Genomic DNA, 19675 nt, shown 5'->3' with positions numbered 1-19675 from the left:
GCGGGGTCCCTTGGTCCGTCGTTCATATCGATCTCACCAGAACCCCAGCAATGTGGGCGCGATTGCATTCCACGCGGCGCTACGGGCGATCAGCGGTTCAACCGCGTGGAACGGAATCAGGATCAGCGCCGCGCCGAGCGTGACCGGATGGACGCGGCCGAGCCACTTCCGGTCATGCCAAGCAAGCACGAGCAAGAAGGCGTCCGCTATCAGGTTGGGCGACATGTCCACCCAGGGAAAGGGCAACGGCAGCTTCAGCATCCAGCGTGCAAAGGCCGGGCCGAACAGGTTGAGCAGTGCGACAAACATCAAGCGGCGGTGCCATTCGATCCGGCGCTGCGCTTCGTACACCGCCCAACCGAACGCGACCGCGAACATGCTGATGTCGATCACGTTGTAGAGCGAGAATTCGAACGGCCGCGCAATGCCGTTCGCCTCGCGAGCCGCGGCGGCGGTGACCGCCATCCAAAGGGCGAGCGGCACCATCGCGCCGGCCAGCGCTACGCCAGCGATTCCCAGTTCGCGATGCAGCCGGATGTTGCCACGGCGCACCAGTTGCGTCTGGACGACATACAGCCCGGTCCAGGCGAAGAAGGTCAAGCCGTGCAGGTGAGCCAACAGGGCGAAGCTTGTGCGACCAGTAAGAAGCGGCAAAAAATAGGTCAGCGGAAAGCTCAGAACGACGAGCGCGGCAATCGCCATCGCGCTGATCGCAAAGAAGCGGCTGCCACGTGCAGGCAGTGCCTGTTGGATCATACGATCGCTCGCGTCGGCTGGACGTGTTTCACCAGACCAGCCTGCCAACCCCACCACAGTGCCGCGGCGGCGACGGCCACCGCGCCGATCGCGTGCCATCCAAGCGCGATCCCCCCGAACGTAACGAAGGCAATCTTCCATGCGGGGAAGAAGCCGAGCGTTTCGAACAGAATGAGTTGCACGAGGTTGATCGCCACGACCGCAAGCCAGGGCCCTCCATCGACGCGATGGCGCGACCAAAGCCATAGCGCGATCGCGATAGCGGTCAGCCCGCCAAGATGGATGCCCCATCGGAACAAGCCGAAATCCTGAGGGCCGTGCATGATCAGACCCGGTATGAGCCGCGGATAGACCCGGCTCAGCACGGGGCCGATCAGCAAGAGCGGTGTCGCGAGCAGCCAGGCGGCATGGCGCGCGACGCGCCGCCGATCGCGCAGCGCCATCGTCGTCAACGCAACGAAGCCGAGCGAGGCGACCAGATCATAAATGCCGAGCGATGGCCCCCAAATATTGTAGAATGGGTCCTGCCCCGATCCGGTCGCGACGGCCATGCTGTGCTCGACGCCCGCGCCGCCTACGAAGAACAAGGGGACGAGCGCGAAAATCGCGAGGCCCACGCTGCGATGCCGCGTGCGTTCGCCGCGATCGATCGACCAGCTCTGCGCGGCGAGCAACAGCATCCACGCCGTCGCGGTGATCGCGTGGAAATGGGAGGTGACTTTCTCGCCGCCGATCCGCGACAGATAGCCCGGCCAGAAAGCGACAATCGTCAGCGCGATGAGCGCGAGGCACCAGCGCCAGGCGTGACGATAGGGCAAGCGAGACGCCTTGGCGGCAGTGGTCATGACAACCCCTCTTTTCGTCCCACGACCGAGTTGCGCTTCGCCCATTCGTGCGCCGCGAAGATCGCCGCCGTGACCGCGATGAACAGTCCTCCTCCCGCCAGCTCGCGCCATGCGAGGGTCGAGAGCAGCCAGACGATCATCGCTGCTGCGGCAGTCGGCACCAGCATCCCGCCCGGGGCGACGAATGGTGCGCCCGCCTCTGCCACGCCCCGTGCGCGCAGGCGTAGGACGCCCACGCAGACGATCAGGTACATCACGAGCGTGCCGGCGACGGCCAGCACCGCGATCTGCTTGAAAGACCCCGTGGCCGCGACCAGCACGACCGCCGTCGCATACAGCGCGATTGCGACGACCGGGGTATGCCGGGTCGGGTGGATATAGGCTACCGACCGGGGGAATTGCCCGGCTTCGGCCAGCGCATAGGCGCTGCGCGGCGACGACAGCATGTCGGCGACCATGTATCCGCCCACCGAGACACAAGTCGCAAGCAGCAACAGGCTTGCGCCCTTCGCCCCGAACAGCGCATCGGCGACGTCGGCCAGCGGCGCGGCCGACCCGGCAAGTGCGGCCCCCAGCACGCCCTGTGCGGTCAATTGCAACGCGATGTAGAGCGCCGCGACAACGCCGAGCGCCAGTGCGATCGCGCGCGGCACCGTGCGCGCCGGATCGCGCGTCTCGCCGCTGAGGCCAAGCCCCGTTTCGACGCCGATGAATGCCAGCACAAGGATCAGCGCCCCATCGCCGATCCGGCCGATGGATGGCGTTGCGGGCCAGGCGAGATTGGCCGGATGGATGGCGAACACGCCGAACGCGACAATCGCCAGAAGCGGCGCCAGCTTGAGAAGGCCAAGCGCAACGGTCAGCCGCGTGCCGTCACGCGTGCCCGCGATATTGACCAGCGCGAGCGTGGTGTAGATTGCGACCAGTAGTGCGATGCTGGCGCCGGTGCTTCCAAGCGCCGGCCAAATTCCCGCCAGCGTATCTAGGAAAAAGCGTGCCAGCGCCGCCGCTGAGCCGATAGCATTGGCGAACAATTGCAGCATTCCGACGACGCCGCCGACGACGGGGCCGAACGCTGCGCCGGCATAGGCGTATAGCCCGCCGCTGCCCTTGACCCTGCTGCCCGCCTCGGCAAAGCACAGGCCGACCAGCGCGATCAGCACAGCACAGACGAGGTAGGCGATGATCGCGGCCGGGCCGAGCACTCCCGCAACCAGTCCGGGCAGGCTGAAGATGCCGACCCCGACGATGCAGTTGAACGCGGCGAAGGCGACGCCGGGGACGCCGACGACGCGGTCGAGATGGGGGGCGTCGCTCATGGGCGCGGCGCGCTCTCTTGGGGCAACGCGACGGCCGCTCCCTTGTCCAGCACCCGCGTAATCCGCCCTTTGTACACCAGCATTATGGCTAGCCCAACAAGCGGCAGCAGCGCAGTTGAGGCCCAATAGACCGCAGGCCCAAGCGTCTCGTAGAATCGCCCAAGCCAGCCAAGCAGGAAGTAGGCGAAGGTGTTGGCAAGTTTAAAAACCGCCATCATCGTCGCGTTTAGCGACACCGGTGCGCTGCGCGAGATAATTGCCTGAGGCGGCGCTTCTTGCCACACTGTGGCTAGATCGATGACGACGTAAAAGCCTAGCCACAGTGCGATTGGCACAACCGGGAGCAGCGCAACCGCGCCGATATAGAGGTAGCTAAGCGCGATGCCGGCGCAGCTCACCCCGATTTTGGCAAGGTCGCCCATCTCGCGACCACGCGCCGCCGAACGCTTCCAATAGGCATTGGCGACAAGAACGCCTACAATCGTCATCGCCCCGTCGAAAATGCCAACCCAGGTGACTGGCATTTCCCAGCCCAGGATATGCCCATCGACAGCGGTGTCGGCCCAGACATACATGATGCCGTAAGCTTGGTTCAGCGCGGCACCGGCGAGAATATATGGGAGCAGCATAACCAGCAGCGCGGCGATTACGCGCCAATCGCGGCGATCGAGTCGCGCATGTTCGCCGCGGCGTGTGATGACATCCGGCGGCAAATATCGTCGACCAGACAGATAGACGGTAAGCCCGATCAGCATGCCGAACCCGGCAGCGCCGAAGCCCGAGTGCCAGCCCACCTTCTCGCCTAGCGTACCGACGATCAGCGGTGCTGTAAGTGCACCAATATTGAGCGCTAACAAATACAGCCCGAAGGCGCGGGTGCGGCGGTGATCATCCGGCGCATAGAGCTGGCCTACCTGCGCCGCCATGTTGCCGATGACGCAACCTGCGCCCAAGATGAGGAGCAGCAGCGCGGCAAGGAAGAAGAACTCCGATGCCATCGCCAGATGCCCCACCGCCATCAGCAGCGTGCCAATTGTGACGGTCCGCGTCTTTCCGAGAACGCGGTCACCGAGCCACGCGCCACTCAAGGGCGTCGCGTAGATCAGACCGGAATAGAGGCCGTAGGTCTGCGCGGCGAAAGCTAGGTCGGTCATGGGACCGAACACCGCGGAAAGCGCTGCGCGATAATCTGCCAGGCCAAGCACATGGCGCGCGTGCTCGGGCAGCAGCAGGTACTTCGTCATGTACAGCATGAGCAGCGCCTGCATGCCGTAGAACGAGAAGCGCTCCCACAGCTCGGTGCCCGCCAAGACGGTCAGTCCGATCGGATGACCGAAGAGGGAGCGGTCATCGGGCACAAAGCTGGGGGCCGCGACGGGGTTGTCGCGAGGTGCGGCGGCGATGGTAGTCACGGCTGGTCGTCCGGTCGCCGAGATCGGACCGTCAAGGCGTCGGCGGCGTATCTGACACGACGCTCCATGCCGCCTTCATCTTGCCGTCGGGCTGGCGCCTGAAACCGATGATGTAGTTCCCGAATTCGACGCGTACCTGCTTGGTCGCGGGATCGGTGTAGGTATAGCGATACGTGCAGCGCCACGTCGCCATGTCTCCCGCCATCGCAACATCGACATACTCGTTCGCGATGACCAGCTTCATCGCCGGATCGGCGACCTGCGCCTTTGTGACCGCCAAGTCGGCGTCGTGCCCGATGGTGTTCGGCGCGCCATGGAAGAAGCCGAGGTAATCGGAAGTTTGCATGCTGGTCGCGCCGATCGCGTCGCGGGCATTGAAGGCTGCTATGTGATCCCGGACGAGCGACTTGATCTCCACCGCGGTCGCAGCCGGATCGGCAGCGACGAGGCGCGAGGCGGTCTGCGCCACGGCGGGAATGGGCAGCATGATTGGCACCGCGATCCCCATTGCACCCGTCATCAACATGTGTGCGATCAGTTTCATCGTCATTCCCCCCTTTACGCTGCCACTCATGAGCGAGCGGCCGCCCGATTTTCTGGATTGGATCGCGCCACCATTGTTTCCCAACCCGTCCGCCATCATGCAGACAAGGCTTCGCCAATGGCGGCGGGAGGGCGTCCTCGACCGACCATTGAGCTTCGTGTTTTCCGCTAATTCCGTGAGCGCTTAGGTGCCGGAGCACCGGCCAAACGGTCAATCAGCTGGACCGTCAAAAAAGCGTTATTTCGTAACCGGAGCGGGCCTCAGCGCGTCGGGCCAGCCATATTTTTCCCAGGCAGTCACATAGCCGACCCTGTCGGCAAAGCCCATGAAATCAGGATGCAGGCGTGTCCGCCGAATGGGATCAACATCCACCCAGAGCGTCATCAACCCGAATATGTTGGCCAGGCTGGTCTGCTCGCCATAAATCTTCATCACCAACTCGGCATGCCCCATCCAAATCGCCGGGAAGGCGACAGAGTTGTCGTAGGGGTCCGGCATTGTCTGGTGCAGCATGTCGATCATCCCGCAATAAGCGGCGCGCGCGTCAGGATCGCCGCTGCATATGCCGCGCGCAGCGAGATCGAAATACGCATCGCGGGCGGCATCGTCGATCGGCGGCATGCCAGGCGGGCGCGTGATCATCGTGCCAAGCAGCGTGCGCAAGTTCCAGTACGTTTCCACCGCACGCCCGTGCTCGCCGTTACTGGCATAGGCGACCGCGAGCCAGGGCGCCGGAAAACCCAGATCCGCCATCCGCTGACCGGCTGCAATTGCCTGATCGAAGTTGCCAAGGCAGAGGTGCGCCGCACACAATGCGGCATAGTTCCGGCCATGCACCGGATCGCGCTCGACCACCGTTTCTATGTACGGCAACGCCGTACGTGCCAGACCCAGGTTCAACAGGAAAGTGCCGAGACGCAGCGCCACGTTGATGTCGTTCGGCGCAAGGCGATACGCTTCATATCCGTAATCCAGTGCGGCCACGGGGTTGCGATTGACGAACTCGTAGACCCCGAGCATCGCCAGTGCGTGACCCTGCTCCGGATCAAGCGCGATCGCTTTTCGAGCGCAATCGGCCATGTAGCCAGCCCGTTCGACGCGATCGAGGGTTGGCGTGAAGCCTGCGATATACAGATGTGCCTCGGCGAGCGCGGCCCAGCACTCCGCAAAATCCGGATCGATCTCAACCGCCTGTTCGAGCAGCTCGATACCCTTGGCAATCATGCCGTCGCCGACAGCGCGCAAGCTGATGTCACGGCCCTGCAGGTATAGCGCATAGGCATCGCGGTTGGCGGTCATCTTGCGTTCCGGCGCGAATTTGTCGTCGGTGCCCAGCGCCGCGCACAGTCCGGCAATGAAATGACTGCCGATGATTTGCCGCGACCCGATCACGTCGGCAACGGTGCCATCATAGCGGTCGGACCAGATGTCGGCGCCTGACGGCCCGTCGATCAGGCGGACGTGGACCACGATTCCGTCAGAGGAGCGATGCACCGTACCTTCGATCAAGTGCGAAACATCCAGCGCGACCGCCATTTCGGGAAGCGTGCGTCCGCTATTCGCAACGCTGGTGACCGAGGTCCGACCTACGACCGCCACTGCCGGAATGCTGCCTATGCGGAAGCTCAATTCGTCGACGACGCCTTCGGCAAGGAACAGCGCCCCTCCGATCGTGTCGTGCTGTTCGAACGGGAGCACGGCGATGCGCGTCTTGCGCCCGCGTTGCAGCGGCAGCGCTCTGTCGCAGGCATGCCAGGCGTCGCGGAGCTCTTGTTCGCCTGCCACGTCTGCGGTCCGCTCGAGTTCCGCCAGGGCGCGATCGACCGCGAGCTGGAGCCGACTCTCTGCATACCGGCGCTGAGCGCTCAGCCATTCCGCGAACGGGTCGCCAAAGTCGATCTGGTCGAGTAGTTCCTTGTTGCCGATACCGCCAAGCGCGCCACAGGCGTCGCCTATCCGGCCATCGGCCAGTGCCGCCTCAAGGTAACCGAGATCGGTTTGAACTCGGCGACCGTCAATCGCGATCCGGCCGTGCGACAAATCGAGCACTCCGCCCGCTATCGGGCCGAGCGACTTGTCGATGGTTAGTAGGCACTGGCGCAGGCTTGCGCGCGCTTGCGCCTGGAACCGGCCGGGCCACAGCAGCTTGCTGACAAAATCGCGCTCCAGCGTTTCGCCGGGCGCCAGGCAGAGCATCGCGAGTAAAGCACGCGCGCGCCGATTGGAGATGGTGATCCCGACACCCGCCGACGTCGCCAGCGTGAAGACGCCAAACAAGGAAGCTCGCAATGTGGGATCAGATGTTGTCGGGAGTACCCCCGCACTTGTGTTCACCCTGATTCCCCCTCGATCGCTGCTTATAGGTAAGTCACGGGGAAGTTGACAGGATGAGGTAAGACATGGCCCAGGCTTTTCGCGCTGATATCTCACAGGCTGTTAGGAGAGCTGCGCGCTCCAAAAAGAGCTTCAAATTGTCACTGCTAACGGCGGCTCTCAGACCTTGGCCGCCAAAAGCTGACCGTCCGCATTTGGTTCAGTTGCGGCCGTTCGAAACGCCGATATCGCTAACGTCCGGTTTCGCGCCTTTGGCGACCAAAAGCCGCCTGTCCGCTGCCGGCCCAATAGCCGTCGTTATTGAGATGGTGCGGGCGGTGGGAATCGAACCCACACTCCTTGCGGAACCGGATTTTGAGTCCGGCGCGTCTACCAATTCCACCACGCCCGCACGGCGAGCGGGCGCGCTATCGCAGCGCGCCCGTCCCGGCAAGGTTCAATAGGTCGGCGGCACGTTCACCGCACCGAGATCCGCGCCCTTCGGGTCCGGACCATATTGGTTCGGGCCAACGGTGCCCGGCAGGCAGTAGAAGACGAGCAGCACGATCGCACCGATCAGGCCGACCAGCGTGATGATCCCGCCGAGCCCGGCGATCGCCGTGCTCTGGCTCGCTGCGCCCATGAAGGCGAGGATGTAGCCGAGCACGTACGGCACGATCATCAGCAGCAACCACAGCCCCGACCGGTTGGTGTCGTGCAGGCGGCGCACCGCCACGGCGATGTTCGGGATCAGCAACCCGAACGCGATGACCAGATAGACCAGAAAGAAGATGCCCAGCGCGGCGAACATGCCGACCAGCCCCGCCGACCCCGGCGTGCTGCCTGCCGAAGACATGCCCGCAGCCCCGGCGCCGATGACGAAGGCGATGATCGTCAGCGCGAAATAGATGAGGAATTGCAGGAGGAAGAACATCCAGAACTCCTGCCGCCGCGAGCGGCCCGAGAACTGCGCGTACCGCTTCAGCGGCATCAACATCCATTCCATCGATATTCCCCTGTTCGTCTCTGCGCCGGACGGGCCCCTGCCCCCGCGCGTCCTGTCGATGGTGCCGGACAAGCCGCCGTCGATCAAGCCACCATCAAGCTCTGGGTGCCTGACGCCGATAGCTGAGCGCCTCCGCCACATGCAGGCGACCGACGCCCTCGCTGCCCGCCATGTCGGCGATGGTGCGCGAGACGCGGAGGATGCGAGTGTAGCCGCGCGCGGACAGCCGCATCGCCTCCGCCGCCTGCGCCAGCAGCTTGCGGCCCGGCTCGTCGGGCGTGGCGACCCGTTCGAGCAGGTCGCCTTCGGCCTCCGCGTTGGTGCGGACGGCGTCGTCGCGGTAGCGGTCGCGCTGCACCGCACGGACGGCGGCGACACGCGCGGCGACCTCCGCCGAGCCCTCGGCCGGCGGCGGGAGGACGAGGTCGGCGGCGCTGACCGCCTGCACCTCGACATGCAGGTCGATGCGGTCGAGCAGCGGGCCGGACACCTTGGTCTGGTAGTCGGCCGCGCATTTCGGCGCGCGCGCGCAGGCGAGGCCCGCGTCGCCCAGATGGCCGCAGCGGCACGGGTTCATCGCCGCGATCAGCTGCACCCGCGCCGGAAAGGTAACGTGGGCGTTGGCGCGCGCGACGGAGACGGTGCCGGTCTCCAGCGGCTGGCGCAGCGAATCGAGCACGGCGCGGTTGAACTCGGGCAACTCGTCCAGGAACAGGACGCCCAGATGCGCCATGCTGACCTCGCCGGGCTTCACCTTGAGCCCGCCGCCGGTCAGCGCCGCCATCGAGGCGGAATGGTGCGGCGAGCGAAACGGCCGCGTCCGCGTCAGCCGTCCGCCGGTCAGCGTGCCCGCGACCGACTGGACCATGCTGACCTCCAGCGCCTCCGAGGCGTCGAGCGGCGGCAGGATGCCGGGCAGGCACGACGCCATCAGCGACTTGCCCGCGCCCGGCGGGCCGACCATCAGTAGATTGTGGCCACCGCACGCGGCGATCTCCAGCGCGCGCTTGGCGGTCTCCTGTCCCTTGACCTGTTTGAGGTCGGGGCCGTGGACGCGCGGTTCCGCTTCGCCAGGCTCGGGCGAACCGAGCAGCCCTTGCCCCTTGAGATGGTTGAGCAGCGACAGCAGGTCGGGCGGTGCCACGACCTCGACCGTCCCGGCCCAGGCGGCCTCGGCGCCCTGCGCGGCGGGGCAGATCAGCCCCTTGCCCTCCGCCGACGCATGCAGCGCGGCGAGCAGCACGCCGGGCGACGGCGCGATCCGCGCGTCCAGGCCGAGCTCGCCGACGACGACATAGTCCGCCAGCGCCTCCGCATCGACTATCCCCATCGCGGCGAGCAGCGCCAGCGCGATCGGCAGATCGAAATGCGACCCTTCCTTGGGCAGATCGGCGGGGCTGAGATTGACCGCGATGCGCTTGGGCGGCAGCGCCAGCCCCATCGCGGCGATCGCACCGCGCACGCGCTCGCGGCTCTCGCCGACCGCCTTGTCGCCGAGCCCGACGACGTTGAACGCGGGCAGGCCGGGAATGAGCTGCACCTGCACCTCGACCCCGCGTGCCTCCAGTCCGAGATACGCGACGGTCGATACGATCGCGGCCATGTGTTCCCCCTTTGGGCGCGGTCTTACCGGGTTTTGGGAGGTGGGGAAGCGCCTTATCCGTTCCGCCGACGGGACGGGCAGATGCGGCCCGCCTTGCATCCGTAACACACCTGCCCCAGATGACGCGCATGTTCCGCTTGCCCGCCTCGCGACCCCTGCAACTGGCGCTGGGTGTGCTGCTCATCATCGTTTCGCCGATCGTCGGCGCGATTCCGGGGCCGGGCGGGATGTTCGTGTTCGCCGGCGGCCTGGTGTTGGTGCTCCGCAATTCGCGGGCGGCGCGGCGGCAGTTCGCGCGGACCAAGAAGCGCTGGCCCAAGCTGGGGGCACTCGCGGATCGCGGGCTGCGGCGCGGCAGCGAGCAGCGGCGGCGGGCGCTGCGGCAAGAGCGCTCGCGTTGACTTCGGCACCCCCCTCGCTTATGCGATACGGCGTTGAGGCCGTCCGCGTGGCGGCCCTTTTGCATTTTGAAGCGGGAATGAGCGATGAAGCGGACCTTTCAGCCGAGCAACCTGGTGCGCGCGCGCCGGCACGGGTTCCGGGCGCGGATGGCGACGGTCGGCGGCCGGGCGGTGATCCGGGCACGCCGGGCGCGCGGCCGCAAGAAGCTGTCGGCCTAACCTCCGACGCGGACCACGGGATCGCGACGCTTACCCGCCGCAAGGACTTCCTCGCGGCGAACAGTGGGCGGCGTGCCCCGATGCCGGGCTTTGTCCTGCTGGTACGCCATCGCGATGACGGGTCGGCGGCGATGCGGGTCGGCTACACCGTCACGAAAAAGATCGGCAACGCGGTCGTCCGCAACCGGATGAAGCGCCGGTTCCGGGCGCTGGCGGCGGAACTGCTGCCGACGGGCGGCGTGCGCGGCGCGGACCATGTGCTGATCGGGCGGGCCGGCGGGGTGGAGCGGGACTTCGGATCGCTCCGGACCGAGCTTGGCAAGGCGTTGCGGAAGGTGGCGCGTTGAACCGCACCCCGTCGGACGAAACGTGCTGACGCGCTTTCTCATCCTCCTCGTGCGGGGCTGGCAGCGCGGGCCCTCCGCAATCCTGCCGCCGTCCTGCCGGTTCCAGCCGAGCTGTTCGGCCTATGCGATCACCGCGCTTCGTCGCTATGGGGCGGTGAAGGGTGGTTGGCTGGCGACGAAGCGGATCGCGCGTTGCCACCCTTTCGGGTCGTTCGGCCCGGACCCCGTGCCCTGACCTTCCCTCCCCATTCCGCAAGGCGTCATCTGTGACCGAAGAACGTCGCAACTTCATCCTGTTCGCGGTGATCGCGGCGGTCATCCTGATCGGATGGCAGGTGGGCGCGCGCTATTTCCTGCCCGCCAATCCGCCCGCGACGGTGGTGGTCGACGGCAAGTCGAGGCCGGTGGCGAACCCCGCCGCCGATCCGACCGCCGACAGCCCCGCCGCGACGCGAACGCGCGCGCAGGTGCTGGCGGAGACGCCGCGGGTGCGGATCGACACGCCCGCGCTGTCGGGCTCGATCAACCTGAAGGGCGCGCGGATCGACGATCTGGTGCTCAAGCGGCACCGCGAAACGGTCGCCGGCGACTCGCAGCCGATCCGCCTCTTCTCCCCCGCTGGCGCGCCCGAGGCGTATTTCACGCAGCTCGGCTGGCAGGGTGGCCCCGCCGCCGACGCCGTGTGGCGCGCGAGCGGGACGGTGCTGTCGCCCGGCACGCCCGTGACGCTGGAGGCGACCAACGCCACCGGGCAGCGTTTTCGCATCGAGATCGCGATCGACGGCGACTATCTGTTCACAATCAAGCAGACCGTCGCCAACGCGGGCGCCGCGCCGGTGCAGGTCACGCCCTATGGCTTCGTCAACCGATCGGGGCACTCCAAGGACCCGACCAGCTGGCAGCAGCATACCGGCCCGATGTCGGTCCATGGCGGCGCGGCGGACTATTCGCTGAGCTTCGCCAAGCTGGACGACAAGAAGGGCGAGCCGCGCTTTTCGACCACCGGCGGGTGGCTGGGGTTCAGCGACAAATACTGGCTGACCGCGCTGATCCCCGCCAACGGCCAGCCGTTCGACGGCCAGTTCCGCGCGGGATCGAACAGCACGTATCAGGCCGACTTCGCGCTGCCGTCGCGCGCGCTGCCCCCCGGTCAGGCGCTGACCACCACGACGCGCCTGTTCGCCGGCGCCAAGGAGACGCGGCTGCTCGATCGCTATGCCGACGCCGGCGTGCCGCGGCTGGACTATGCGATCGACTGGGGCTGGTTCCGGGTCGTCGAAAAGCCGATCTTCTACTATCTCGACTGGCTGTTCCGGCTGGTCGGCAACTTCGGCGTCGCCATCATCCTGCTGACGATCACCATCCGCGCGCTGATGTTCCCGATCGCGCAGCGCCAGTTCGCGTCGATGGCGAAGATGCGCGTGATGCAGCCGAAGATGAAGGCGGTGCAGGAGCGCTTCAAGGACGACAAGGAGCGGATGCAGAAGGAGGTCATGGCGCTGTACAAACAGGAGGGCGCAAACCCGCTCGCCGGCTGTCTGCCGACGCTGCTCCAGATCCCGATCTTCTATGCGCTCTATAAGGTGCTGTCGCTGACGATCGAGATGCGCCACCAGCCGTTCGTGGCGTGGATCAAGGACCTGTCCGCGCCCGATCCGCTGACGCCGATCAACCTGTTCGGGCTGCTGCCCTTCTCGCCGCCGGGGTTCCTGCATCTGGGCGTGCTCGCGATCCTGCTCGGCGTCACGATGTGGCTGCAGTTCCGGATGAACCCTTCCGCGCCCGATCCCGCGACGCAGCAGGTGATGGGGATCATGCCATGGGTGATGATGTTCTTCTTCGCCCCGCTCGCGGCCGGATTGCAGCTGTATTACGTGGCGTCGAACCTGATCTCGATCGGCCAGCAGAAGCTGCTCTACGCGAGGCATCCTCAGCTCAAGGAGGCTCCGGCCAAGTGAGCGATGCACGGGACGACGACGCGGCACTGGAAACGGCGCGCAAGCTGTTCGCGGGACCGATCACCTTCCTGAAGTCGGCGCCGACGTTGCAGTTCCTGCCCGATCCGGTGGCGCCGGAGGTGGCGTTCGCGGGGCGGTCCAACGTCGGCAAGTCGTCGCTGCTCAACGCGCTGACCGGGCGCAACGCGCTGGCGCGGACGTCGAACACGCCGGGACGAACGCAGGAGCTCAATTTTTTCGACGTCGGCAATCCGGCAAACGGCGGCCCGGTGCTGCGGCTGGTCGACATGCCCGGCTATGGCTTCGCCAAGGCGCCGCCGGAGGTGGTCCGGCGCTGGCGGTTCCTCATCAACGACTATCTGCGCGGGCGGCAGGAGCTGAAGCGGACGCTGGTGCTGGTCGACGCGCGGCATGGCATCAAGGATGTCGATCGCGAGATCATGGCGATGCTGGACGGGGCGGCGGTCGGCTATCGGCTGGTGCTGACCAAGGCGGACAAGATCAAGGCGAGCGAGCTCGCCGACGTCACGCAACGCACGGCGGACGAAGCGCGCAAGCGCCCCGCCGCGCATCCGGACATCATCGCGACGTCGAGCGAGGGCGGGCTGGGTATTCCCGAGCTGCGCGCGGCGGTGCTCGACGCGATCGGGTAATCGGGGGAAGAAGACCATGACGTTCCGGATCGGTGTGCTGCTCGCTGCCATCGCGCTCGCCACGCCCGCGCTGGCGCGCGATCCCGTCGTCAGCGAGCGCTGGCTGCGCGCGCATGAGCAGTTCCTGGCCGGCGACACGCTCGCCGGGCGCGGCAGCGCGACGCGCGACGAGGCCATCGCCGCCGAATATGTCGCCGCGCAGTTCGCCGCGTTCGGGCTGGCCAAGGCACCGGGCTGGGCCAGCTATGTCCAGACCGCCCCCATCATCCGGCGTCGCGCGACCGGCACGCCGACGCTGACGGTGGACGGCACGGTCGTCACGGGGCTGACGGTGATGCGCGCCGACGGCGGCGGGGTCGGCGGCACGGTGACGGTGGTCGCCGACGCGACCAAGCTGCCCGCACATCCGGAGGTGGTGGTATTCACCGGGCCGGTCGAGCAGGCGATGCGCGCCGGCCGGGCGCTGCGCCTCGCGGGCGCGAAGCTGGTGATCCTGGCGGAGAGCGATGCGACGCGGCGGATGGCGACCGGCAACGGGGGGACGCTGTCGCTGCCGATCCGGCTGGAGACGAACGCCGCGCGCCCCTCCGTCACCTTCGCCACCCTGCCCGCGGCGACAGTCGCCCAGCTCAAGGCCGGGAGCCGCGTCGACCTGTTCGTGCCCTATGCCGAGGAGCGGACGGCGACCACCAACGCGGTCGGCTATCTGCCCGGCACCGACGCCACCCTGCCGCTGCTGTTGCTGACCGCGCATCTCGATCATCTCGGCGTCGAGGCGGACGGCACCGTCATGCACGGCGCCAACGACGACGCGGCGGGAACCAGCGCGGTGCTGGAGCTGGCGCGCGTGCTCGCGGGCGGCAAACGGATGAAGCGCGGCATCCTGTTCGTGGCCTATGGTGCGGAGGAGATCGGCGGTTTCGGTTCGACCTGGTTCGCGGCGCACCCGCCGGTGCCGCTGAACCGCATCGCCGCCAATCTGGAGTTCGAGATGGTCGGCGCGCAGGACCCGAGGCTGCCGCGCGGCGCGCTGATGATGACGGGGGCGGAGCGGTCGACGCTGTTCGGCATCCTGAAAACGCACGGCGCGCTGGTCGCCGCCGACCCGTATCCCGATCAGCATTTCTTCGAGCGATCGGACAATTACTCGCTAGCGCTGGCGGGGGTGGTCGCGCACACGCTGGCGGGCTGGTCGGTGCCGCCGAGCTATCACACGCCGCAGGACACGATCGCCGCGCTCGACTTCGACTATATGACCCGCGCGGTCGGGTCGCTGGTGGCGCCGGTCCGGTCGATGGCGAACGGCACGATCGCGCCCGCGTGGAAAGCGAACGGCCAACCCCGCGAGCGGTAGCGTGGCGGTCGCCGGGCCATTATGACGAGTGAAAACAGGAGGTCGCGCTTGTCCTACGTCGCCAACAACTACAAGACCAACACGGACGCGCCGGAGAACGACTGGGTCTGCACCCGCGTTTCGTCGCTTGGTCCGTATGCGGAGAAGCCGCCGGTCGACAAGCGCGGCTATGCCGACTTCTGCGGGCAATGCGTGTCCTATGTGACGCGGGTCTGCACCACCATCCCGGTCAGGACCGCCGACTGGAAGAAGGGTCGCCAGGTCCGCGGCGCCACTGATCTGGTCGCCGGCACCGCGATCGCGACCTTCAACGCCGACGGCCATTATTACGGCCACGCCGCGATTTACGAGAGCCAGACGGTCGCGGGTATCAACGTGTGGGATCAGTGGATCACCGGCAAGGGCAAGCCGATCGGCCCGCGCCTGATCCGCTGGGCCGGCACCGGCATCTCGAACGACGGGGACGGCTTTTATGTGGTCGACTAGCGCGCTGCTGTTCGTCGCCCTGATGAGCGGCACCCCCCACCGCGCCGCCGCGCCGACGTCCTGCCCCGTCGCGTCCGGCGGGGTGCGGATGACCGGGGGCGACGTCTATGACGGGCCGGTCGAGGAAAACGCGATCCTGGTGCCGGATTCCGCGCGCACGATGCGTGGCACCGAAGTCTCGACCTGGGATGTGCGGACCACCTATGCCGCCGGGCGGCAGATTTACCTGAGCTGCGAGTATGCGAGCCGCCCAAAGGTGACCATCCGGGTGTCGCGGGCTGTGCGGACTTGCCGCTACAGCGACGGTCGCCCCGCAAAGGCGTTGGCCTGCCGCTGACGGGATTGCCCGCTCCCGCCGCCTCGCGTAGCGGCGGGGCCATGAAGCTTATCATCGGCAACAAGGCCTATTCCTCCTGGTCGCTACGCGGCTGGCTGGCATGCAAACAGTCGGGGTTGCCGTTCGAGGAGGTGGTCGTGCCGCTGTACGACGCCGACTGGGATCGGCGGCGCGAGGGCGACGAGTTCGCGCCATCGGCGGGCAAGGTGCCGGTGCTGTGGGACGGCGACGACGTCGTGGTGTGGGACTCGCTGGCGATCGTAGAGTTCCTGGCCGACCGGGTCGGGCGCGACCGCTTCTGGCCCGCCGACGATGCTGCGCGCGCGATGGCGCGGTCGATGGCGGCGGAGATGCATTCCAGCTTCGCGGCGCTGCGTCGCAAGCATTCGATGAACGTCCGCCAGATCTTCGAGGCCAAGCGCCCCGACGACGATGTGTTCGCCGACCTGCAACGAATTATGCAGCTATGGGCGCAGGCGCGCGCGCGGTTCGGGGGCGGCGGCGAGTTCCTGTTCGGCGACTTCGGCGCGGTCGACATCATGTTCGCGCCCGTGGTGACGCGGCTGCTCACCTATCAGCTGCCGGTGCCGCGTTTCGCCGCCGGGTACTGCCAGGCGATCATCACGCATCCGTGGATGCAGCAGTGGATCGCGGAGGCGCAGGAAGAGGAGTGGGTGATCGAGCAGTACGAACAGCCGGCGCAGGCATGATCGATCCCGTCAAGCTGTTGCAGGCGCTGATCGCGTGCGACAGCGTGACGCCGGCCAAGGGCGCGGTATTCGATGTGCTGGAGACGGCGCTGGTGCCGCTCGGGTTCGCGATCGACCGGTTCATGTCGGGCGAGGCGCCCAGAGGCCCGGTCGAGAACATGCTCGCGGTGCGCCAGGGCAGCGGACCGCTGTTCGCCTTTGCCGGCCATCTCGACGTGGTGCCGCCGGGCGAGGGCTGGACCGGCACGCCGTGGGACGGCGAGATCCGCGGCGGGATGCTGTACGGGCGCGGCGCAGCGGACATGAAGGGCGGCGTCGCGGCCTTCGTCGCGGCGGCGGCGGCGGTGCCCGACGCAGCGTGCGCGCTCGTCATCACCGGCGACGAGGAAGGGCCGGCGCTGTACGGCACCCGCGCGCTGATCGACCGGATGCGCGAACGTGGCGTGCAGCCCGCGATGTGCCTAGTCGGCGAGCCGACCTCGGTGGCGAGACTGGGCGATACGGTGAAGATCGGGCGGCGCGGCTCGGCCTATCTGTGGATCGACGTGCCGGGGCGGCAGGGCCACGTCGCCTATCCGCACCTCGCCGACAATCCGGTGCCCAAGCTGGTCCGCGCGCTGGCGGCGATCGACGTGCTGGTGCTGGACGGCGGCACCGACTGGTTCCAGGCGTCGAACATCGAGTTCACCGATCTTGAGGTCGGCAACCCGACCTCGAACGTCATCCCGGCGCGCGCGAAGGGGCGGCTGTCGGTGCGGTTCAACGACCTGCATCGCGGGCCGGCGCTGGTCGAACGACTGACCGCGATCGTGAAGGAACACGCGCCCGACGCGATCGTGACCCACCGCATCGCCGGCGAAGCCTTCCTGACCTCGCCGGGGCCGCTGTCCGACATGCTGAGCGCGGCGGTGGAAGAGGTCACCGGCCACGCCCCCGAGCTGTCGACCAGCGGCGGCACGTCCGACGCCCGTTTCCTGGTCGCGGTGTGCCCGGTGATCGAGCTGGGCCTGCTCAACGCGACGATGCACATGGTCGACGAGGCGGTGGCGGTCGAGGACGTGCGGGCGCTGGCGGCGATCTATGCGGCGGTGTTGCGGCGAGCGAGTCGTGGCGGCTAAGCCGGGCATGGCGATTACGCTTGAAGAAATCGAACTTCTTGTAGCCGCAGAGTTGGCGTCTATCGCCGACGAAGCGAAAAGGGTCAAAGCGGCTGCGCTCCTCGCAGAGCCTCTGTTGATGCGGTGCGCTTGGGACTATGGCGCATCGGATAAGACGTATCCCTGTTGGCGCGTGGCCGCTGAGCAGGGTGGCCGTGGTGGTGGTGTCATATACTGCGAGCAGGGTTTCGGCCACGGACGCCTTGGGGACTGATGTGGGCACGGGACGTGGTGCCGCACATGGGGCAGGACTGCGGCTGGTTCGCGACCTTGCGAGAAGCGCTCGCGGACATTCTCGACATGCCGCCTGCCGCGTTGGGCGTCACCGTCCAGTGAGGCCGGCCTTGAGCTGCGGCCCCGCTGTTCATCGAAAGTCATGGGAGCGAGGCTCCCGGTCAACACCGGGCTGACGGGGAACGCCGCAATACGATATACAGCGCTCCCGCCCCACCATGCCTCGGATGCGCGTTCCTGACCGCGGCGATGCGGTCGGCGAAGCGGCTGCTGGCGAGCCAGTCGGCGATCGCCGCGCGGATCGCGCCGCGGGCGTGGGGGCGTTCGCTTTCGGGGCGCGGCGGCTTGCCCGTGACCAGCAGGAGGACGCGGTCACCGCGTGCCGTGGCGCGCTCCAGACCCTGATCGAGCAGCGAATGAGCGGAATGGAGGGTGTGGCCGTGGAGGTCCAGCGATGAATCGGGCTGGGCCAGGCCGCGCGAAAGGCGGCGGTCCCACGAGCCGTCGAGCGTGTTCGCGGTCCGCTGCGCGACCGCTTTGAGCCTGTCACCCTCGCCCTTCGGCGGCTGCGATGCCTTCTCTCGATGCGAATCAGCCGGAGTGCCGAAGGCGGGGGAGGGCGAGGGTAAGGGGGGCTGAGGGAGGGCCGTCGGCACCACCCCCCGCAACGGCCGCACGCTGGCCATTACCTTGGCCCAGGCGTGCGCCTCGTCAGCGTTGAGGCGTCGGTGCGCCACCGGCCGCCCCCTGCACCCGCGCGCCGTTCAGGCGATCCAGTGTGCCGACCGGCAGCAGCAGCCACGCGGTGCCGTGTGCCGACATGCCGCCCGCCGTCGCCTCCGCCGCCGGGCCGGCGCCCCAGAAGGTGTCGAAGCGGTTCGCGCCCTTGATCGCGCCGCCGGTGTCCTGTGCCACCCACAAAGCGGAGGCATCCTGCCGGTCCATCGACAACAGCACCGGCGCGCCGAGCGGCACGAACTTGACGTCGACCGCCGCGCTGACGCCGCCGATCACCGGGTAGCCCATCGCGCCGAGCGCCCCGCCCGACAGCTCGCGGAAGAACACGTAGCTCCGGTTCTCGCGCATCAGCGCCGCGCCCTCGATCGGGTTGTCGTGGAGCCAGCCGACGATGCCCTGCATCGACGCGCCGCCCGGCGGCAGGATGTTGCGCTGACGCAGCAGCGAGCCGATGCCGGTGTAGTCGCGGCCGTTCTGCGTGTCGTAGCCGATCCGCATCAGCGATCCGTCGGGGAGGCGCAGATTGCCCGACCCCTGGATCTGGAGGAAGAACAGCGCGACGGGGTCCGCCGCCCAGGCGAGCACCCGTGCCCGATCGGCCAGCGCGCCGCCCTCGATCGCGGTGCGGTCGAAATAGGGCTCGAAGTTGCGACCATCGACGCGACCCCTGATCTTCTTGCCCTTCAGGTCGGCGGAGAATTGCCCGAGATCGACGTCGATCAGGTCGCTCGGCCGGGCGTAGATCGGCGTTTCGTAACCGGGCCGCCGGTCGCGCGAGCCGGCGATCTCCGGGATGTAATAGCCGGTCGCGAACGCCTTGCCGTCGCCGACCTGCACCGCCTCGAACGAGCCCTGGATAAACGCGAGCGCCGGGCCGCCCTGCCCCGCTGCCGTGCAGGCCGGGCGCCAGTCCTCGCCGCGCGTCAGCCCGGTAGCGTCGGTGCGGCGCATCAGGCCCGGACAGGAGAGGCGGAAGGCGTCGCGCGCGCCGCTCGCCTGTGCCTCGGTGATCGGCAGCGTCGCGATCGACGGTCCGGCGACCAGCCCGGCGCCGGCGGCCGTCGTCGCGCCGGGCGGCGTCGTCGCCGGGATCGCGGCGAGCGGAATGGCGGGAACGATGCGCGCGACCGGGACCGGAACGCGCGGTCCCGGCAAGGGATAGGCCACGCGCGGCGTAGGCGGCGGTGCGACAAAAGTGGCGGGCGGTGGCACCACCCTGCCGCCGCACGCTGCGAGAGCCAGCGCCGCAACGGCGGCAAGGATGCCGCGCATCATCGCCATCG

22 protein-coding genes and 1 tRNA gene are annotated in these 19675 nt (G+C 67.6%); 12 read left to right on the top strand and 11 right to left on the bottom strand.

All coding sequences use genetic code 11. From position 1 onward, the window contains the following. Positions 1-33 precede the first annotated feature (33 nt). The 9 genes from ACOFKS_RS00860 to ACOFKS_RS00820 all read right to left on the bottom strand — a co-directional run bounded on the left by ACOFKS_RS00860 (position 34) and on the right by ACOFKS_RS00820 (position 9798). Positions 34-756: a hypothetical protein gene (locus tag ACOFKS_RS00860; RefSeq protein ID WP_419807354.1), complete on the bottom strand. Its 723-nt coding sequence runs from the start codon at positions 754-756 to the stop codon at positions 34-36. Then, entirely contained in the window at positions 753-1646 is an 894-nt protein-coding gene (locus ACOFKS_RS00855) for a hypothetical protein (protein WP_419807353.1), read from the bottom strand. Before ACOFKS_RS00855 ends, ACOFKS_RS00860 begins: the two co-directional genes overlap by 4 nt. After that, positions 1598-2920, bottom strand: coding sequence for an APC family permease (locus ACOFKS_RS00850; RefSeq protein ID WP_419807352.1), 1323 nt, complete (start codon positions 2918-2920; stop codon positions 1598-1600). Before ACOFKS_RS00850 ends, ACOFKS_RS00855 begins: the two co-directional genes overlap by 49 nt. After that, entirely contained in the window at positions 2917-4332 is a 1416-nt protein-coding gene (locus tag ACOFKS_RS00845; protein WP_419807351.1) for a peptide MFS transporter, read from the bottom strand. Before ACOFKS_RS00845 ends, ACOFKS_RS00850 begins: the two co-directional genes overlap by 4 nt. A gap of 31 nt (positions 4333-4363) precedes the next feature. Beyond that, positions 4364-4972 carry a YybH family protein gene (locus ACOFKS_RS00840; RefSeq protein WP_419807350.1) on the bottom strand — a complete coding sequence of 203 codons (609 nt, stop codon included), beginning with the start codon at positions 4970-4972 and terminating at the stop codon, positions 4364-4366. Between the two features lie 141 nt (positions 4973-5113). Then, complete coding sequence (locus tag ACOFKS_RS00835; RefSeq protein WP_419807349.1) at positions 5114-7153, bottom strand: hypothetical protein; 2040 nt, start codon at positions 7151-7153, stop codon at positions 5114-5116. A 363-nt stretch (positions 7154-7516) separates the two neighbouring features. Then, positions 7517-7601 (bottom strand) — tRNA-Leu (locus ACOFKS_RS00830). 45 nt (positions 7602-7646) lie between these two features. Beyond that, complete coding sequence (locus ACOFKS_RS00825; protein WP_419807348.1) at positions 7647-8195, bottom strand: DUF805 domain-containing protein; 549 nt, start codon at positions 8193-8195, stop codon at positions 7647-7649. A 94-nt stretch (positions 8196-8289) separates the two neighbouring features. Continuing rightward, positions 8290-9798 (bottom strand): YifB family Mg chelatase-like AAA ATPase, encoded by a 1509-nt coding sequence (locus ACOFKS_RS00820; RefSeq protein WP_419807347.1) that lies wholly within the window; start codon positions 9796-9798, stop codon positions 8290-8292. Positions 9799-9926: 128 nt separating this feature from the next. On the opposite strand from ACOFKS_RS00820, the gene ACOFKS_RS00815 reads away from it, so the two are divergent. From ACOFKS_RS00815 to ACOFKS_RS00760, 12 genes are all read left to right on the top strand, one after another. Continuing rightward, complete coding sequence (locus ACOFKS_RS00815) at positions 9927-10199, top strand: hypothetical protein (protein WP_419807346.1); 273 nt, start codon at positions 9927-9929, stop codon at positions 10197-10199. Positions 10200-10283: 84 nt separating this feature from the next. Next, entirely contained in the window at positions 10284-10418 is a 135-nt protein-coding gene (gene rpmH, locus ACOFKS_RS00810) for a 50S ribosomal protein L34 (RefSeq protein ID WP_028056723.1), read from the top strand. A gap of 20 nt (positions 10419-10438) precedes the next feature. Beyond that, positions 10439-10765 (top strand): ribonuclease P protein component, encoded by a 327-nt coding sequence (rnpA, locus tag ACOFKS_RS00805; RefSeq protein ID WP_419807530.1) that lies wholly within the window; start codon positions 10439-10441, stop codon positions 10763-10765. A gap of 22 nt (positions 10766-10787) precedes the next feature. Continuing rightward, a complete protein-coding gene (gene yidD, locus ACOFKS_RS00800; RefSeq protein ID WP_419807345.1) occupies positions 10788-11000 on the top strand; it encodes a membrane protein insertion efficiency factor YidD in 213 nt (70 codons plus the stop codon). 31 nt (positions 11001-11031) lie between these two features. Beyond that, positions 11032-12723, top strand: coding sequence for a membrane protein insertase YidC (gene yidC, locus ACOFKS_RS00795; protein WP_419807344.1), 1692 nt, complete (start codon positions 11032-11034; stop codon positions 12721-12723). After that, complete coding sequence (yihA, locus tag ACOFKS_RS00790; RefSeq protein ID WP_419807343.1) at positions 12720-13376, top strand: ribosome biogenesis GTP-binding protein YihA/YsxC; 657 nt, start codon at positions 12720-12722, stop codon at positions 13374-13376. The genes yidC and yihA overlap by 4 nt, the downstream gene beginning before the upstream one ends. A gap of 16 nt (positions 13377-13392) precedes the next feature. Then, positions 13393-14730 (top strand): M28 family peptidase, encoded by a 1338-nt coding sequence (locus tag ACOFKS_RS00785; RefSeq protein WP_419807342.1) that lies wholly within the window; start codon positions 13393-13395, stop codon positions 14728-14730. A 48-nt stretch (positions 14731-14778) separates the two neighbouring features. Then, a complete protein-coding gene (locus ACOFKS_RS00780; RefSeq protein ID WP_419807341.1) occupies positions 14779-15216 on the top strand; it encodes a BPSL0067 family protein in 438 nt (145 codons plus the stop codon). Then, a complete protein-coding gene (locus tag ACOFKS_RS00775) occupies positions 15203-15553 on the top strand; it encodes an STY0301 family protein (protein WP_419807340.1) in 351 nt (116 codons plus the stop codon). Before ACOFKS_RS00780 ends, ACOFKS_RS00775 begins: the two co-directional genes overlap by 14 nt. Positions 15554-15594: 41 nt before the next feature. After that, complete coding sequence (locus tag ACOFKS_RS00770) at positions 15595-16263, top strand: glutathione S-transferase (RefSeq protein WP_419807339.1); 669 nt, start codon at positions 15595-15597, stop codon at positions 16261-16263. Beyond that, complete coding sequence (gene dapE, locus ACOFKS_RS00765; protein ID WP_419807338.1) at positions 16260-17381, top strand: succinyl-diaminopimelate desuccinylase; 1122 nt, start codon at positions 16260-16262, stop codon at positions 17379-17381. Before ACOFKS_RS00770 ends, dapE begins: the two co-directional genes overlap by 4 nt. A 252-nt stretch (positions 17382-17633) precedes the next feature. Beyond that, a complete protein-coding gene (locus ACOFKS_RS00760; RefSeq protein ID WP_419807337.1) occupies positions 17634-17756 on the top strand; it encodes a hypothetical protein in 123 nt (40 codons plus the stop codon). 59 nt (positions 17757-17815) lie between these two features. Here ACOFKS_RS00760 and ACOFKS_RS00755 read toward each other — a convergent pair whose 3' ends face one another. Beyond that, on the bottom strand, positions 17816-18340 hold the full coding sequence (locus tag ACOFKS_RS00755) for a Smr/MutS family protein (RefSeq protein WP_419807529.1): 525 nt from the start codon (positions 18338-18340) through the stop codon (positions 17816-17818). A 25-nt stretch (positions 18341-18365) separates the two neighbouring features. Beyond that, on the bottom strand, positions 18366-19673 hold the full coding sequence (locus tag ACOFKS_RS00750; RefSeq protein ID WP_419807528.1) for a murein transglycosylase A: 1308 nt from the start codon (positions 19671-19673) through the stop codon (positions 18366-18368). Between the last annotated feature and the right edge of the window lie 2 nt (positions 19674-19675).

This window comes from Sphingomonas sp., from assembly GCF_965200135.1.
Lineage (GTDB): Bacteria > Pseudomonadota > Alphaproteobacteria > Sphingomonadales > Sphingomonadaceae > Sphingomonas.
Note: the sequence above shows the minus strand (reverse complement) of the source record. Positions and strands in the feature narration are given on the sequence as shown.

What these genes read in the sequence shown, in the direction of transcription:
- ACOFKS_RS00840 (WP_419807350.1), bottom strand. Translation starts at nt 4,972, where the DNA reads ATGGCGGACGGGTTGGGAAACAATGGTGGCGCGATCCAATCCAGAAAA.
- ACOFKS_RS00850 (WP_419807352.1), bottom strand. Translation starts at nt 2,920, where the DNA reads ATGAGCGACGCCCCCCATCTCGACCGCGTCGTCGGCGTCCCCGGCGTC.
- ACOFKS_RS00815 (WP_419807346.1), top strand. Translation starts at nt 9,927, where the DNA reads ATGTTCCGCTTGCCCGCCTCGCGACCCCTGCAACTGGCGCTGGGTGTG.
- dapE (WP_419807338.1), top strand. Translation starts at nt 16,260, where the DNA reads ATGATCGATCCCGTCAAGCTGTTGCAGGCGCTGATCGCGTGCGACAGC.
- ACOFKS_RS00855 (WP_419807353.1), bottom strand. Translation starts at nt 1,646, where the DNA reads ATGGGCGAAGCGCAACTCGGTCGTGGGACGAAAAGAGGGGTTGTCATG.
- ACOFKS_RS00825 (WP_419807348.1), bottom strand. Translation starts at nt 8,195, where the DNA reads ATGGAATGGATGTTGATGCCGCTGAAGCGGTACGCGCAGTTCTCGGGC.
- ACOFKS_RS00860 (WP_419807354.1), bottom strand. Translation starts at nt 756, where the DNA reads ATGATCCAACAGGCACTGCCTGCACGTGGCAGCCGCTTCTTTGCGATC.
- ACOFKS_RS00820 (WP_419807347.1), bottom strand. Translation starts at nt 9,798, where the DNA reads ATGGCCGCGATCGTATCGACCGTCGCGTATCTCGGACTGGAGGCACGC.
- ACOFKS_RS00750 (WP_419807528.1), bottom strand. Translation starts at nt 19,673, where the DNA reads ATGGCGATGATGCGCGGCATCCTTGCCGCCGTTGCGGCGCTGGCTCTC.
- ACOFKS_RS00785 (WP_419807342.1), top strand. Translation starts at nt 13,393, where the DNA reads ATGACGTTCCGGATCGGTGTGCTGCTCGCTGCCATCGCGCTCGCCACG.
- ACOFKS_RS00775 (WP_419807340.1), top strand. Translation starts at nt 15,203, where the DNA reads ATGTGGTCGACTAGCGCGCTGCTGTTCGTCGCCCTGATGAGCGGCACC.
- ACOFKS_RS00755 (WP_419807529.1), bottom strand. Translation starts at nt 18,340, where the DNA reads ATGGCCAGCGTGCGGCCGTTGCGGGGGGTGGTGCCGACGGCCCTCCCT.
- ACOFKS_RS00760 (WP_419807337.1), top strand. Translation starts at nt 17,634, where the DNA reads ATGTGGGCACGGGACGTGGTGCCGCACATGGGGCAGGACTGCGGCTGG.
- ACOFKS_RS00770 (WP_419807339.1), top strand. Translation starts at nt 15,595, where the DNA reads ATGAAGCTTATCATCGGCAACAAGGCCTATTCCTCCTGGTCGCTACGC.
- rpmH (WP_028056723.1), top strand. Translation starts at nt 10,284, where the DNA reads ATGAAGCGGACCTTTCAGCCGAGCAACCTGGTGCGCGCGCGCCGGCAC.